A 13,606-nucleotide genomic window follows, 5' to 3' on the forward strand; every position below is an offset into this window, starting at 1 on the left:
TTATTTTTTACGGAATACGATGGTGCTCCCCACCTGTATCGCAGGCAGCGGTTTGGCTTCTATACAGACCGTTCCCGGCAGATCTGAATTTGTCTCTCCGTTAAATTGGAAGGTTGCATGCCCGAGATCCCGCAGCGTTTCATTCGCTTTACCGCCAACAAATGTCAGGGAAAACACTTCTCCGTCTATGATCAGCTCATCCCCGGCTTCCAGGTCTTCGCTTAACCCTTCGGCGTTATGAACAAAGCTGATATCATATAAATCCTTCGGTGCTGTTTCGTTGAATAAAATCATCATGCCATCGTCCATAAGCATCTGGGCATCCTCTCCAATGCCGACCACGGTGGCTGTAAATACTTCTGTTTTCATCTGCACGGTCACTCCTCCTAGGAAATACAGGGCGGGCAAGCGCGTCTACCCGCCGATTTATTTTTATGAATACAGGCCAAAGCTGAAAAGATAAGCGATCACAACAGCAAGCGGGCCGGTAATAACCCTTGAAAACAGAACGGCCGGCACGCCGACGGAAATGGTCTCCGGCTCTGCTTCCCCAAGCGTCAGGCCAACCGGCACGAAGTCCGCCCCTACCTGCGGGTTAATAGCGAAAAGTGCTGGAAGCGCCATTGCCGGCGGAATGTTTCCCATACCGATCTGGGTTCCGATAAGCACCCCGACCACCTGGGCAATAACAGCGCCTGGGCCGAGCAGCGGGGATAAAATAGGAATTGCACATATAAAGGATAAAAGCAGCAGCCCGAAAATATTGCTCGCGAGCGGAGATACAAAGTTCGCGATCAGATCCCCGATGCCGGTGAATGTGATAATCCCGATAATCGTACTGACAAAAGCCATAAACGGCAGAATGTTTCGTACGACCGTATCAATGGTTTCCCGACCGGCCTGGAAGAATACGCTTACCACGTTGCCGACGGCACGGCCGATACGTTCAATAATATTTCCTTTTTTCGGTCCGGAGCCTTTTGCTTTCATTTTCGCATCGTCTTTCACCTGTTTGGCCACGTCGCGGTCCATCAGGGAGTTGTACGGGGAAGCTTTGTCCTCTGCTTCCGCTTCGGCCGCCGGCACTTCATCCGCGCTGATGGCCTTCATATCTCTTTCGCCCACGCCGGAAACAAAATTTTCTTCGTTAATATACTGCGCAAGCGGGCCGGCCGGGGATGTACCGTGAATGTTAACCGTCAGCACACCCATTTTTGGATAAACTCCGCAGCGTGCGGTTCCGCCGCAGTCAATAACAGCTGCGGCAATATTTTCTTTATCATAGGAGGCTTTGAATCCGTCCACCGCTTCACCGCCTGTCAGTTCCGCCAGGCGCTCGGCGACCGGATGAATACCTCCGCCGGTTACCGACATAATATATCTTTTCTGATCATTCGGATGGATGACGAGCGGGCCGCCCCAGCCACCTCTTCCCTTTGTTACCTCTACCGGTTTATATTCAGCCATTATTCTTCCCTCGCTTTTTCTTTTAAATTTTCATTTATGCGCTGGCGCTTTTTTCCGACGAATCGCCTTCTGCACTAGCTGCCTGGCGTCTGAGCATGATGGCGGTGATCCATTCAGTTACTACACCGCGGATTAAAATAACGATCAGACCGACGATAAAGAAACGGATGGCAAGCGGCCCGGCAGAGAGGCCAAGCGTCGTAATACCAGCCGAGATCCCGGTGTAAACAAACAGTTCAGCTGGGTTCGCGTGAGGAAACAAGCCGGTAATCGGGTGCACAAATGAAACAGCGGAATCATAAAAGGCCGGCTTCTGCCGTTCTGGCAGAAAGCGCCCGAACGTGTAGCACATTGGGTTAGTTAAGAAAAACACTGCCAGTACCGGAAACAGTGTGTAGCGGAGAAAGAAATACTTTGTGCTCTTCTGAGCCAGCGAATAGATCCGTTCTTCCCCGACAAACTTGATTAAAGCGTTTACGGCAAGAATTAAACATATGAGTGTCGGAATAATACCTGTAACAAGTCCGACAAATGTTTCCCCGCCTGCCTCGAACATTCCAATAAAGCCTTCTGCGAGCGTTACTAAGAAATCCATTTGTTATCCCCCTTTTTGTGTTTGCGCTTCTGTTCTGCCAAAATCTGCTGGGCAGCCATCAGATGAGCCCGTTTCGGGTGCTTCTTCTTTCCGGCAGCGCCTTCTGCCTCCCACTGCTTCTTTAATTCATGGATGTTTTGATCCATCAGCTCCGGCGCTTCGGCAAACCTGGCAAACACCGTTACCCCTCTCATGATCTTAGCGTCGATCACCGTGCCTGCTTCGTTGGTTACGAGCAGAATCACCGTGCCGATTCCAAGCAGGCGTTTATCAATGCCTGTTCCAAGGTATCCCGAAGGACGTCTGCCCATTGAAGCAATCATTCCGTTGTAGTATTTCATCTGGCGGAATGTCAGATAAAATTGAATCAGCCATATCACCACGAACGCGGCGATAAAATAACCCCACATCCTCATCCCTCCTTTACATTTGTAACAACTTGTAACCTTTGTAACCATATTAAAGCGTTTTCATATAACCGTCAATATTTTTTTCAGATATTTTAAAAATTAATTTTTTACGGCATTGGCGTGTTGATTGTAAAATATTTCTTTTATTTTACATATGTTTTAAATAGCACATATGTTCATATATGTTAAAAAAATACGGCCCCTTTCAAGGGGCCGCCATACGTTATTCGGTTAACGCTTCTGCGATCTGGTTATCTACGATCAGCACGTCCAGATAGCCACCCTTCAGCGCTGCCTCGATGCCGAGGACTTTATGGGATCCCTGTGCCACACCAACGACCTCGGGAATGTTTTTGATCTCCTCAAGAGTCAGGCCGATGACCCGGTTGTTGATCGGGTGATCCACACCGTGGCCGAGAGCGTCGAAAAACTTCGAGCTGATATCGCCGACTGCCCCGGCCTTTCGGAGCGTGACGATGTCTTCTTCCTGCAGGTACCCCATCGTTTCCATGGTGGAGTCCTGAAGCGGATTGCCTAGGCCCACGAGGGCAAGCTCCACGTTCCGGCCTTCCTCCAGCACCTGGGCAATGTCTTTGGACTGCACGAGACGCTCTTTCAAATCGTCAGTTTCAACCATCGCCGGAGCGTACAAATAAGAACAGGAGGCATTCATTTTCTGGGCAAAATGAAATGCCAGCTGATTGGAGTGCAGATGCACGTATTTGTTCCCCATTCCCCCGATCAGCGGCGTAATATGAATGTCTCTATGTTCGACGTACGGATACTCTTCAATAAGTGAACGCAGAGTTGATCCCCATGAAATACCGATCCGCTTTACCTGCTCGGATCTCTTCGCTACATAGGAAGCGGCTGCTTTTCCGATCAGACGCTTGCCGAGGTCAGGTGTGAAGCCTGTCGTTGAAACGACTACTGCTTCTTTCAGGCCGTACTTCTTTTCAAGCTTCTGCTCAAGATCAACGGTATGCACACTTTCATCTTTAATATATATTTCAACGATGCCTTCATCCCGGGCCCGCTGCAGCATTTTGGAAATAACCGGACGGGAAACACCCTGCTTTTTGGCGATCTGGGCCTGGGTCCAGCCGTCGAAATGATACAGCTTCGCTACTTTTACGGTTTCTCTTTTTTCTTCCCAGTTGAGCATAATTCTTCCCTCTATTCCATAGATTCATCTGTTCCCAGTATATCACTCCCTGCCAAAAAACTATATACGCTTACACGGCTTTTTATTGATGAACCGGACGTCCCGCGAGCGCAGACGCGCCTTCGAACAACGCCTCCGACAGCGAAGGATGCGCATGTACCTGACTGCTCCATTCTTCGGTGGTGCCTTCAAGATGAATATAGGCGGCCGGCTCTCCGATCATTTCGGTAACATGGGGGCCAGCCATCACAACACCGAGAATCTCGCCGAACATTTCCCGGGAAATGATTTTGACAAAACCCCGGGTCTCCCCCATTGTCATCGCTTTCGCATTTCCCTGCAGCGGCACGGTCTTTACTTTAATATCGCTGTACCTCTGCTTTGCTTCATGCTCAGACAGACCCACTGATGCTATTTCCGGAAGGGTATAAATGCACCTCGGCACGAGCGAGAGATCCATGGAAGGCGCAGCGCCCGCAGCATGCTCTGCGGCAATAATGCCCTCGGCACTTGCCGCATGGGCAAGCTGCCATCCGCCGACAATATCTCCTGCAGCATAAATACCCGGTACCGATGTCTGCATCGCATCGTTCACCGCTACAAAGCGGCCGTCCATGCGTAATTCAAGGTCTTCAGCTGCCGCGATGACAGGCGAGCGTCCGGTGGAAATAAGCAGCATGTCTGTTGTGAGCTCGCGGTCGTTTCCGGAGGCATCCTGCACGTTGACGACTGCCTGATTTCCCTGCTGTCTGGCAGAAGTAACCGACGTGCCTGTAAGAATAGTAACTTCCAATTCTTCAAGTGCCCCGGCCAGCATTTTCGCAGCATCTTCGTCCTCCTGTGGTATCAGCCGTTCAGCCGCTTCAATAACTGTCACCTGCACCCCGAGTGACTGATACAGGCAGGCGTATTCAGTACCGATGAATCCCCCGCCGACGATGGCCATTGACGAAGGAAGCGATTGGCGGTTGTAAATCGTGTCACTCGTATAATATTCAGTATCTTCAAGACCGGGAATAGGCGGTACTGCCGGCACGGAGCCTGAAGCAATGATGACGGCTCTGCCGGCTACTAGTGTTTCTTGGCCGTCTTGACCGGTGATAGTAACCTGTTTGTTTGCATGAACTTTTCCCCGCCCAGCAAAAACCTGGATACGTCCTTTTTTCATCAGCGACTGGACGCCCTGGCGGAGCTGCTGGATCACCTGGTCCTTCCGCTCAAGCATTTCTTCGTAGCGCAGATGAAAGCCTTCCACCTGAATGCCGTATTTAGAAGCATTTCGTACGTAGTTCACTGCTTCTGCGTTCTGGAGAAGCGTTTTGGACGGTATGCACCCGCGGTTCAGGCACGTTCCCCCGAGCTCGCGATCTTCGACAAGCGCCGTGGACTGCCCAAGGCCGGAAGCCCGGAGCGCAGCTACATAGCCAGCCGGTCCGCCGCCGACAATTACCTGGTCAAACGTTTCCATCGGTCCACCTCCTTCTAGACAAACAGCTGGTACGGCTGTTCGAGCATTTGTTTGAAGTCTGTTAAAAATGCAGCAGCCGGAGCCCCATCAATAATACGGTGATCAAAGGAAAGACTTACGGCCATCATCCGGCGCACCGTGATTTCTCCTTTTATTACTACCGGCTTCTCCTGTATACGACCAACCCCAAGAATAGCCGCTTCCGGCTGGTTAATGATCGGGGTGAAATGATCAACTGCATACATTCCTAAATTACTGATCGTAAACGTACTACCCGAAAGCTCTTTGCCGGGAAGGGTTCCGTTCCGGGCCGCGGCAGCTGTCTGTTTGGTTTCAGCGACTAATTCCGCGAGTCCTTTTGTTTCTGTATGGCGAATCACCGGAACCAGCAGCCCCCGGTCTGTGGCTACAGCGACTCCCATATGCACAGACGACTGCTTTGTGATCCGGCTGTCTGTCATGGAGGCATGCACATCCGGATGCTTTTGGAGCGCCCGGCTGCCCACAAATATCAACAGCTCCGTCACGGACAGCCGTTGGCCGGTCTGTTTTTCTATAACTGGGAGCAGCTGCTCCCTCAGCTCCATAGCAGCTTCCATATCAATTTCAGTGTTAAGCGTTACATGTGGCACTTCGCTTGCACTTTGCTGCATACGCTCTGCAACTACTTTCCGGATGCCTTGAAGCGGCTCAGAGTGAAGATCCTCTTCCACCGGTGGCGCGGTGACATCGGCCCGTGTGATTTTGCCGTAGCTGCCGCTTCCTTTTACGGCAGACAGATCCACGTTATTTGCCTCTGCTTCTTTTTTAGCAAGCGGCGTACTGCGCACGTGCTCGCCCTCTGCAGCAGCGTGAACATCCGAAGCGTGAATACGTCCTCTCGCTCCGCTCCCCTGTATTAAGGAAAGCTCTACTCCCTGTTCACGCGACAGTCTCCGCGCTGCCGGAGTAGCACGCACGCCTTCTGTTTGTTCAGCTTCCACTGATTGCTCTGCCACTTCGGCAGCCGGCGCCTCCGGGACGTTTTCAGGTTCTGATTTGCTTTCAGATCCCGGTTTTTCCTCGGGCACCTGCTCGCCCTCTTCACCGATGTAGCCAACAATACCGTTCACCGGCACCTCTTCGTCTTCGTCGTAGTAGCGCTTCAGCAGGATACCTTCTTCGTATGCTTCCACTTCAATATTTATTTTATCGGTCATTACCTCGAGCAGCGGCTCGCCGACCTCCACTGGGTCTCCCTCCTGTTTAAACCACTGCAGAAGCGTTCCGGTTTCCATTGTACTGCTTAATTTGGGCATAAATACTTCCTTTGCCATGAATACTGCCCTCCTTTACCGGCGGTGGACGCTGTCACGCGCCGCCTGCATAATATCGTCCACCTGCGGGACCATTGCTTTTTCAAGCGCCGGATTATACGGCACAGGGATTGGCAGTGCCCCGAGCCGGCGAACCGGAGCATCCAAATAATCAAAAGCTTCGCTTTCTGCAATCATGCTCGCTATTTCGCCTCCGTAGCCGCCTCTTTTAACGGCTTCATGCACAACAATTACTTTTCCAGTTTTTTTAACGGAGTCCACGATTGTTTTCTCATCGAGCGGCACGAGAGTTCGCGGATCAATCACTTCCACATCGATACCTTCCTCAGCCAGCTTCTCCGCTGCCTCGAGCGCTTTATGCACCATCACAGCGGTTGCAACGATCGTTACGTCCTTACCCGCACGCTTCACGTCTGCCTCTCCCAAAGGAATCGTATACGCTTCCTCCGGAACGTGCTCTTCGCTTTTGTACAACAGTTTGTGCTCGTAAAAAATAACTGGGTTCGGGTCGGCAATAGCGGCCTTTAACAGCCCTTTGGCGTCTGACGCCGTAGAAGGCTGTACTACCTTTAGGCCGGGAACATGAGCTACCCAAGCTTCCAGGCTCTGTGAATGCTGGGCCGCCGCCCCGGTTCCGGAGCCTGAAGGCGTCCTCAGCACCATCGGCACGTTTCCCTTGCCGCCGTACATATACCGGAGCTTCGCTGCCTGGTTGGCCAGCTGGTCCATCGCAATCGTAATAAAATCCGAAAACTGCAGCTCGACGACCGGCTTCATGCCAGTAAGAGCCGATCCGATCGCAGCACCGGTAATAGCCGCCTCGGAAATAGGGGTGTTGCGTATCCTCTCCGGTCCGAACTCTTCAATCATTCCGCGGGTAACACCGAAGGCTCCGCCGTATACTCCGATATCCTCTCCGAGAATAAAAACGTCCTGGTCCTCCCGCATTTCCTGTGACAGTGCTTCACGTACGGCTTCGGCAAAGGTAATGCTCCGTGTAGTTTCCTTGTTATCTGAAGAATTTACTGCGCTCGACTGCATCGTCAGGCACTCCTTTCTATATTAAGCATAGACATCCTCAAGCAGTGTATCCGCAGAAGGTTCGGGACTCTGTTCCGCAAACTCCACCGACCGTTCAATTTGGGCTTTCGTTTCTTTCTTCACTGTTTCGGCTTCCTCCGATGTGATGATTCCGCGCTCGATCAAGGCCTCCTGGAAAAAACGGATCGGGTCTTTATCCTTCCACTCTTTTTCTTCTTCTCTTGTCCGGTATTTCTTCGCATCGCTTTTGGAATGGCCCTTCCACCGGTATGTTTTCGCCTCTATGAGAACCGGGCCGCTTCCGTTTCTTGTATACTTCACGGCTTCTTTCATAACCGTCATGACCTCGGGGAGATTATTGCCGTCAACGACATGGCCCGGAATACCGTAGCCGGAAGCACGATCGGCAATATTTTCGATTTTCACCATATCCTTGACCGGGCCGGACATACCATACTGGTTGTTTTCGCAGACAAAAATGACCGGAAGATCCCAAATAGCAGCCAGGTTCACTGCTTCGTGAAAGCTGCCTTCATTTGCCGCCCCGTCCCCGAAGAAACAAACGGTAATATACCCTTCCTGGCGCATCTTTGAAGTAAGTGCTGATCCGACAGCTAAAGGTATGCCACCTCCGACGATACCGTTGGCACCCAGGTTGCCTTTTTCGACATCCGCAATATGCATGGACCCGCCTTTACCTTTACAGTAGCCGGTTTCCCGGCCAAACAGTTCTGCCATCATCCGGTCCGGATCTGCTCCTTTGGCGATGCAGTGCCCGTGGCCCCGGTGGGTGCTCGTGATTTTGTCTTTATCTTCAAGCATCGCACATACACCTACAGCCGAAGCTTCCTGCCCTACACACAAGTGGGTCGTACCGTGAATCATGCCTTTGGCGAAAAATTCATCTACTTTTTCATCGAACCAACGAACGGTCCACATCTGCTCGAGCCAATTGACCAGCTTTTCCTTCGGCTCTTCCCAAACCCAATCTGCCTGCGTCACAATAACGCCTCCTTTTACATTTGTTCTTTATTATGACCTTTGTAAACATAATAGCTTTATTTCATTCGTTCGTCAACTAAACATCTGTAAAATATCCTTGAATTCTAAATATTGTTTCCGCTTTCATAAATTCAGCTGATTTTTGCAATTGTATTAATGGGAAACATTTGTTTACTGCAAATAAAAAAAGAGACGCCTTTACGTCTCTTTTCCCTGCCGTTCTTTAATTTCTGCCTGATGGCTGACAACGAGCTCCACCACCTGCCTGACATGTTCGTCATCGAGGGAATAATACACCGTTCTCCCTTCCTTCCGGAACTTTGTCAGTCCCAGCTTATGCATATAACGGAGGTGGTGGGACGCCGTAGCAATGGAGGAGTCGATGACTTCGGCAATACTATGTACACTCAATTCCGGCGTCAGGGCAAGTGCCTGGGCGATCTGCATCCGCTTGCCGTCAGCGAGTCCCTTAAGCATGTCTGTCATAATATCAAGCGATCGTTCCTGAATCTGCTGCTGGATCCAGTCTACATTATCTTCGTTTGGCATTTCTGTTCACCTGCCTGATCGTAATCATTCTTATTTCAATTGTACGCTTTCTTTCTATGCTTTCAACCGATCTGCTTTATTTTTTCATATGCTGGCTGTGTGTTTTCTATACTCTGGCAGCTTTGTTCTTTTCTATAATACAACGCATTGCGCAGGATGTATCCATACATAGCACTCCGGCAGCATTTCCAGCTTTTATATATGCTGAATCTACCATGGAATAAATAAGAACCGCGCGCGGCTTCGCAGGAGAGACCATTGACTGATACGATCCCTGCTTCATTTGAAGAAGCATATGAAAAATATACTCCGCTCGTCAAACGAATGATTACACGCCTCCGTATTTATCAGGAACAGGAGGAATATATGCAGGCCGGATACGTAGGATTATGGAAGGCATACTCTACCTTTTCTCCGGAAAAGGGTGCTTTTCCGGCGTACGCTTTTACCCTCGTGCGTGGGGAGATGCTGATGATGCTTCGCAAAGAAGCCCGGTTTTCCGAGCGACATCAGCTTTTTGATGACCACGGACCTTTTGAGCAGTCATCGGAAATGGAGGATCGCTTTGAGCTTGAAGCATACTTTCCTCTTCTTTCAGAACGGGAACGAACCTGGCTCATTGATTTTTCCATGTATTCCCTTCCTATACGTGATATTGCTGCAAAACACGGGGTAGCGGCCTCTACAGTCAAATCATGGCGGAAGTCCGCGTTGCGCAAGCTGCGTGCATACGCTGGAGAAAAGCAGCTGGATTAAATCGTCTGTCGCCGGTGTGCAGGTGGAGAAAGCTTTTCTACTTGTCCAGTTCTATCCACTGCCGGCTCGAGTTTTTTAGCTGTCCAGCTTCCTCCACCACCGGCTCGGGATCACATTCCATCCTTTCAAAAATAAAAGAGCTATTTTTTCCAAGGCTGGAATGTGCCTGTCGCCGGTATGCAGGTGGAGAAAGCTTTTCTATATATGATACAATTTAAATGCTGTTACCAGTAGAGAAATAAATGGAACGATAAATACATAGGAGTGATGTTATTGTGGCTGAGTCATTGACCATTGAACGTACAAAATCTCCGAAAACGAAGCCGGATTTTTCACAGCTCGCTTTCGGAAAAAACTTTACCGACCATATGTTTGTGGTGGATTACGTTGAGGGAGAAGGATGGATTGATCCAAGAATCGTACCTTACCAGCCGCTTACCATGGATCCTTCGAGTCTTGTATTTCATTACGGACAGGCTGTTTTTGAAGGGATGAAGGCGTATTATTCCGGCGGCAACATTATGCTTTTCCGTCCGGAAAAAAATTTCGAGCGGCTGAACCAGTCCAACCGCCGGATGAGCATTCCGGAGATCGACGAGCAGCTGTTGATAGATTCTTTAAAGGAGCTTGTTTCGCTTGAGCGTGACTGGATTCCACGCGGAGAGGGCCAGTCGTTGTATATCCGCCCGTTTGTGATTGCGACGGAAGCAAGTCTCAGCGTTAAGCCATCCTCCTCCTACAAGCTGCTGATTATTTTAACGCCTGTCGGCTCTTACTACGGCAGCGGCGGCGATGCCATGAAGCCGGTCAGCATCTATGTGGAAAACGAATTCGTCCGCAGTGTCCGCGGCGGCGTCGGATTCACCAAGACAGCCGGCAACTACGCGGCCAGTCTAAAGGCTCAGGAGCAGGCTGGAAGCGCCGGGTACGACCAGGTGCTGTGGCTGGACGGCGTAGAGCAGCGCTATATTGAAGAGGTCGGCAGCATGAATATTTTCTTTAAAATCAGCGGAAAGGTCGTAACTCCTGCGCTGAATGGAAGTATTCTTGAAGGAATCACCCGCGACTCCGTCATTGAGCTGCTGCATTACTGGGAGATTCCTGTGGAGGAACGCCGCATCGATATGGAAGAAATACGTACGGCATACGAAGCGGGCACACTTGAGGAAATTTTCGGCACCGGCACAGCAGCGGTCATTTCTCCTGTAGGCAAGCTGCGCTGGGACGCCCAGACCTATAAAATCAATAATGAAGAAACCGGCCCTCTAGCCAAACAGCTGTACGATACGATCACTGGCATTCAGACCGGGGACAAGGAAGACGTGCTGCGTTGGACCCGGACGGTATAAAATGGATAAAAAACGGCTCTTCATCACGGGGAGCCGTTTTGTTCTGAATGAAATTCTTCCGTTTTTCATATTGTATGCTAGAATATACCTACGCATCTTTTACAAGTGATACCCGCACGGAAAGAGGAGGAGGGAACGATTGAAACAATTAGCGCTTTCTTTACGCGATGGCCGTATGCTTAGTATTTCCATGTTCGGTGATCCGGACGGAACACCTGTCCTTTATGTACACGGAGTCGGAAGCTCCCGGCTTGAAGCCGCAATTGGAGAAGAAGCTGCCGCTTCCAACTCTCTTCGTATTATTTCTGTTGACCGCCCGGGCTACGGCCTCTCCACTCCCGATCCTCATGGCACTTTTCTGCAGTTTTCCAAGGATATCGATGAGGTAATGAATCATTTTGAAATCCAGCGCTGTTCCTTGATCGGTGTCGGCTGCGGAGGTCCATACGCAGCAACCAGCACCAGTCTTCTGAAGGGGCGCGTCAGCGAGCTCCATTTAGTTGGTTCGCTCGGTCCCACAGAGGATCCTGACCTGTTTCGTTTGCTCGATACCTCTTTAAAAGCACCACTGCAAACGATTCAGGAAGCGCCGGAGCTTCTGCGCAGCCGGTGGGAGCAGACGAATATGGAGGATAAGATCTTCCAGACGGAATCCGAACAGCTTTCCAGGGAAGAACAGCAGTACGTGACTCCGTTTATTCTGGATAAATGGAGGTTTGCGGTCCAGGAATCCGCCCATTCTGCTGAAGGCTTCCTCCGCGATCTCCAGACGCTGATGACACCCTGGGCCTACCATTTGGAAAACATCGACACGCCGGCTTACATCTGGGCGGGTGAAGAAGACGAAATTATCCCCCTCCGGCACGCGGTATACCTTGCCAATCATATCGAGCGTTCCACCCTTGAAACGTTTCCCGGCATGGGTCATATCGCGACAGAGGTTCTCGGGATCAATACAGCTCTTCAGCAGATCAGTAAAAATCGCGCACTGTCATAAAACGAAGCCGCCCCGATAAAAGGACGGCTTCGTTTATTATTTAGCGGATAGCTTTTAAAATAAAGCTTAGAATAACGACGAAAATAATCGCACCGATTAACGCCGGGAAAATCGCAATACTGCCGATGACCGGCCCCCAGGAACCAAAGATGGCCCCGCCAATCCAGGCACCGATAATACCTGCGATAATGTTACCTAAAATGCCGCCTGGAATGTCTTTGCCCAGTATTAAACCGGCAAGCCAGCCAATCAGACCGCCGACGATAAGAAATAGTATAAATCCCATTACATTGACTCTCCTTTCGTTATCTTGTCCAACCTCTCCTTTTCCCGTAACAATTTATATCCAATCTCTTTTATACAAAAAACCGGCTTTCTATTCGAAAGCCGGAAAACTTATTTTTTTATTTCTTGTGAACCACCGCTCCATCGGCGCATCATATTTAAAAGAGGTTGTCTTTTAGCCCCAATTAAACCTACTACTTCTGCACTTAATTGTATTAAAAGTAGCAGGAAAATAAATATGACTATGGAAGTCCATAACGTGACATTGGAAAACAATAGCGCTGAAGCTCCAAAAAAGATACCTATAGTGTAAATTATTAGAACTGTCGCCCTATGACTGAACCCCATTGCCAACAAGCAATGGTGTAAGTGTCCCTTGTCAGGCGACATAATACGCTGCTTGTTTAAAAATCTTCTTATAATCGCAAAAAGCGTATCAAATATTGGCACTGCAAGAATTAATACAGGAGCGATTAAACTAAACAAAGTCACACTTTTGAAAAAACCCATCAGTGAGATTATTGCTATAGAGTAACCAAGGAATAATGATCCGGTATCACCCATAAAGAGCTTTGCTGGATGAAAATTAAATATCAGAAAAGCCATTGTGCTCGCAATTAATACTACAGCGATTGAAATGACTGCTACATGTGCCAACGGGTCTATAATAGCCATTACTAATATAGTAGATATAGCAATTGTAGCTACTCCCCCGGCCAGCCCATCCAGACCGTCAATCAAATTAATAGAATTCATCACGCCTATAATCCAAAGTACAGCCATTGCAGAACTTAAAAAGCCCATTTCTACTCTACCAATTAACGGAATTTCTATAAATTCAATGGTTAAACCTGAGGTAACTACCACTACCGCAGCGATTAATTGAATTAGAAACTTTAATTTAGCATTTAAAGTAAAACGATCATCCAACAGCCCCATTATTATGATCATAGCTGCCCCAATACCAATTTGGGGGAGATATTCACTGTCCACCTGCAAATATATACACCCAGCTATAGTCCCAAGAATAATGGAGAGTCCCCCTACTCGGGGCATTGACTTTAAGTGGACTTTTCTTTCCTCAGGTTTATCTACAAATCCAAATTTATCAGCATAACGAATGATAAGAGGATTCGTCAGCAATGCGACAGTAAAGGCTATTATAAAAGCTATCGCGTACTCCCAAAGGCTCATTGAGTCATTCAC

At 49.4% G+C, this 13,606-nt stretch carries 15 protein-coding genes; 3 read left to right on the forward strand and 12 right to left on the reverse strand.

The genetic code is table 11. From position 1 onward, the window contains the following. From ACTRXG_RS06130 to ACTRXG_RS06175, 10 genes are all read right to left on the reverse strand, one after another. Entirely contained in the window at window positions 1-369 is a 369-nt protein-coding gene (locus tag ACTRXG_RS06130) for a PTS glucitol/sorbitol transporter subunit IIA (RefSeq protein ID WP_474284387.1), read from the reverse strand. A gap of 63 nt (window positions 370-432) precedes the next feature. After that, window positions 433-1,467 (reverse strand): PTS glucitol/sorbitol transporter subunit IIB, encoded by a 1,035-nt coding sequence (gene srlE / locus ACTRXG_RS06135; protein WP_474262321.1) that lies wholly within the window; start codon window positions 1,465-1,467, stop codon window positions 433-435. A gap of 34 nt (window positions 1,468-1,501) precedes the next feature. Next, window positions 1,502-2,062: a PTS glucitol/sorbitol transporter subunit IIC gene (gene srlA, locus ACTRXG_RS06140; protein ID WP_474262322.1), complete on the reverse strand. Its 561-nt coding sequence runs from the start codon at window positions 2,060-2,062 to the stop codon at window positions 1,502-1,504. Continuing rightward, window positions 2,050-2,472, reverse strand: a complete 423-nt coding sequence (locus ACTRXG_RS06145) for a transcriptional regulator GutM (protein WP_474262323.1) — start codon at window positions 2,470-2,472, stop codon at window positions 2,050-2,052. Before ACTRXG_RS06145 ends, srlA begins: the two co-directional genes overlap by 13 nt. Window positions 2,473-2,695: 223 nt before the next feature. Next, complete coding sequence (locus tag ACTRXG_RS06150; protein WP_474262324.1) at window positions 2,696-3,637, reverse strand: sugar-binding transcriptional regulator; 942 nt, start codon at window positions 3,635-3,637, stop codon at window positions 2,696-2,698. 82 nt (window positions 3,638-3,719) lie between these two features. Then, a complete protein-coding gene (gene lpdA, locus ACTRXG_RS06155; protein WP_474284337.1) occupies window positions 3,720-5,105 on the reverse strand; it encodes a dihydrolipoyl dehydrogenase in 1,386 nt (461 codons plus the stop codon). 14 nt (window positions 5,106-5,119) lie between these two features. After that, complete coding sequence (locus ACTRXG_RS06160; protein WP_474284338.1) at window positions 5,120-6,421, reverse strand: dihydrolipoamide acetyltransferase family protein; 1,302 nt, start codon at window positions 6,419-6,421, stop codon at window positions 5,120-5,122. 15 nt (window positions 6,422-6,436) lie between these two features. Beyond that, window positions 6,437-7,462, reverse strand: a complete 1,026-nt coding sequence (locus tag ACTRXG_RS06165; RefSeq protein ID WP_474284339.1) for an alpha-ketoacid dehydrogenase subunit beta — start codon at window positions 7,460-7,462, stop codon at window positions 6,437-6,439. Window positions 7,463-7,483: 21 nt separating this feature from the next. Next, window positions 7,484-8,401, reverse strand: coding sequence for a thiamine pyrophosphate-dependent dehydrogenase E1 component subunit alpha (locus tag ACTRXG_RS06170; RefSeq protein WP_474284388.1), 918 nt, complete (start codon window positions 8,399-8,401; stop codon window positions 7,484-7,486). Window positions 8,402-8,662: 261 nt separating this feature from the next. Continuing rightward, window positions 8,663-9,013 carry an ArsR/SmtB family transcription factor gene (locus ACTRXG_RS06175; RefSeq protein ID WP_474262328.1) on the reverse strand — a complete coding sequence of 117 codons (351 nt, stop codon included), beginning with the start codon at window positions 9,011-9,013 and terminating at the stop codon, window positions 8,663-8,665. A 258-nt stretch (window positions 9,014-9,271) separates the two neighbouring features. On the opposite strand from ACTRXG_RS06175, the gene ACTRXG_RS06180 reads away from it, so the two are divergent. From ACTRXG_RS06180 to ACTRXG_RS06190, 3 genes are all read left to right on the forward strand, one after another. Further along, window positions 9,272-9,769 carry a sigma-70 family RNA polymerase sigma factor gene (locus ACTRXG_RS06180; protein ID WP_474284340.1) on the forward strand — a complete coding sequence of 166 codons (498 nt, stop codon included), beginning with the start codon at window positions 9,272-9,274 and terminating at the stop codon, window positions 9,767-9,769. Window positions 9,770-10,041: 272 nt separating this feature from the next. After that, entirely contained in the window at window positions 10,042-11,118 is a 1,077-nt protein-coding gene (locus ACTRXG_RS06185; protein ID WP_474284389.1) for a branched-chain amino acid aminotransferase, read from the forward strand. A gap of 139 nt (window positions 11,119-11,257) precedes the next feature. Next, window positions 11,258-12,115, forward strand: a complete 858-nt coding sequence (locus ACTRXG_RS06190; RefSeq protein ID WP_474284342.1) for an alpha/beta fold hydrolase — start codon at window positions 11,258-11,260, stop codon at window positions 12,113-12,115. 40 nt (window positions 12,116-12,155) lie between these two features. Here the strand turns inward: ACTRXG_RS06190 and ACTRXG_RS06195 are convergent, their stop codons facing one another. Together ACTRXG_RS06195 and ACTRXG_RS06200 are read right to left on the reverse strand one after the other, a co-directional pair. Next, a complete protein-coding gene (locus ACTRXG_RS06195) occupies window positions 12,156-12,401 on the reverse strand; it encodes a GlsB/YeaQ/YmgE family stress response membrane protein (RefSeq protein ID WP_022793506.1) in 246 nt (81 codons plus the stop codon). Window positions 12,402-12,511: 110 nt separating this feature from the next. Then, complete coding sequence (locus tag ACTRXG_RS06200; protein WP_474284390.1) at window positions 12,512-13,594, reverse strand: glycosyltransferase family 4 protein; 1,083 nt, start codon at window positions 13,592-13,594, stop codon at window positions 12,512-12,514. Between the last annotated feature and the right edge of the window lie 12 nt (window positions 13,595-13,606).

It is taken from the genome of Marinococcus sp. LNSP9103-4, assembly GCF_056034345.1.

Coding starts and splice junctions, on each gene's coding strand:
- ACTRXG_RS06165 (WP_474284339.1), bottom strand. CDS start 7,462: ATGCAGTCGAGCGCAGTAAATTCTTCAGATAACAAGGAAACTACACGG.
- ACTRXG_RS06130 (WP_474284387.1), bottom strand. CDS start 369: ATGAAAACAGAAGTATTTACAGCCACCGTGGTCGGCATTGGAGAGGAT.
- ACTRXG_RS06145 (WP_474262323.1), bottom strand. CDS start 2,472: ATGTGGGGTTATTTTATCGCCGCGTTCGTGGTGATATGGCTGATTCAA.
- ACTRXG_RS06150 (WP_474262324.1), bottom strand. CDS start 3,637: ATGCTCAACTGGGAAGAAAAAAGAGAAACCGTAAAAGTAGCGAAGCTG.
- ACTRXG_RS06170 (WP_474284388.1), bottom strand. CDS start 8,401: ATGTGGACCGTTCGTTGGTTCGATGAAAAAGTAGATGAATTTTTCGCC.
- ACTRXG_RS06175 (WP_474262328.1), bottom strand. CDS start 9,013: ATGCCAAACGAAGATAATGTAGACTGGATCCAGCAGCAGATTCAGGAA.
- ACTRXG_RS06160 (WP_474284338.1), bottom strand. CDS start 6,421: ATGGCAAAGGAAGTATTTATGCCCAAATTAAGCAGTACAATGGAAACC.
- ACTRXG_RS06200 (WP_474284390.1), bottom strand. CDS start 13,594: ATGAGCCTTTGGGAGTACGCGATAGCTTTTATAATAGCCTTTACTGTC.
- srlE (WP_474262321.1), bottom strand. CDS start 1,467: ATGGCTGAATATAAACCGGTAGAGGTAACAAAGGGAAGAGGTGGCTGG.
- ACTRXG_RS06195 (WP_022793506.1), bottom strand. CDS start 12,401: ATGGGATTTATACTATTTCTTATCGTCGGCGGTCTGATTGGCTGGCTT.
- srlA (WP_474262322.1), bottom strand. CDS start 2,062: ATGGATTTCTTAGTAACGCTCGCAGAAGGCTTTATTGGAATGTTCGAG.
- lpdA (WP_474284337.1), bottom strand. CDS start 5,105: ATGGAAACGTTTGACCAGGTAATTGTCGGCGGCGGACCGGCTGGCTAT.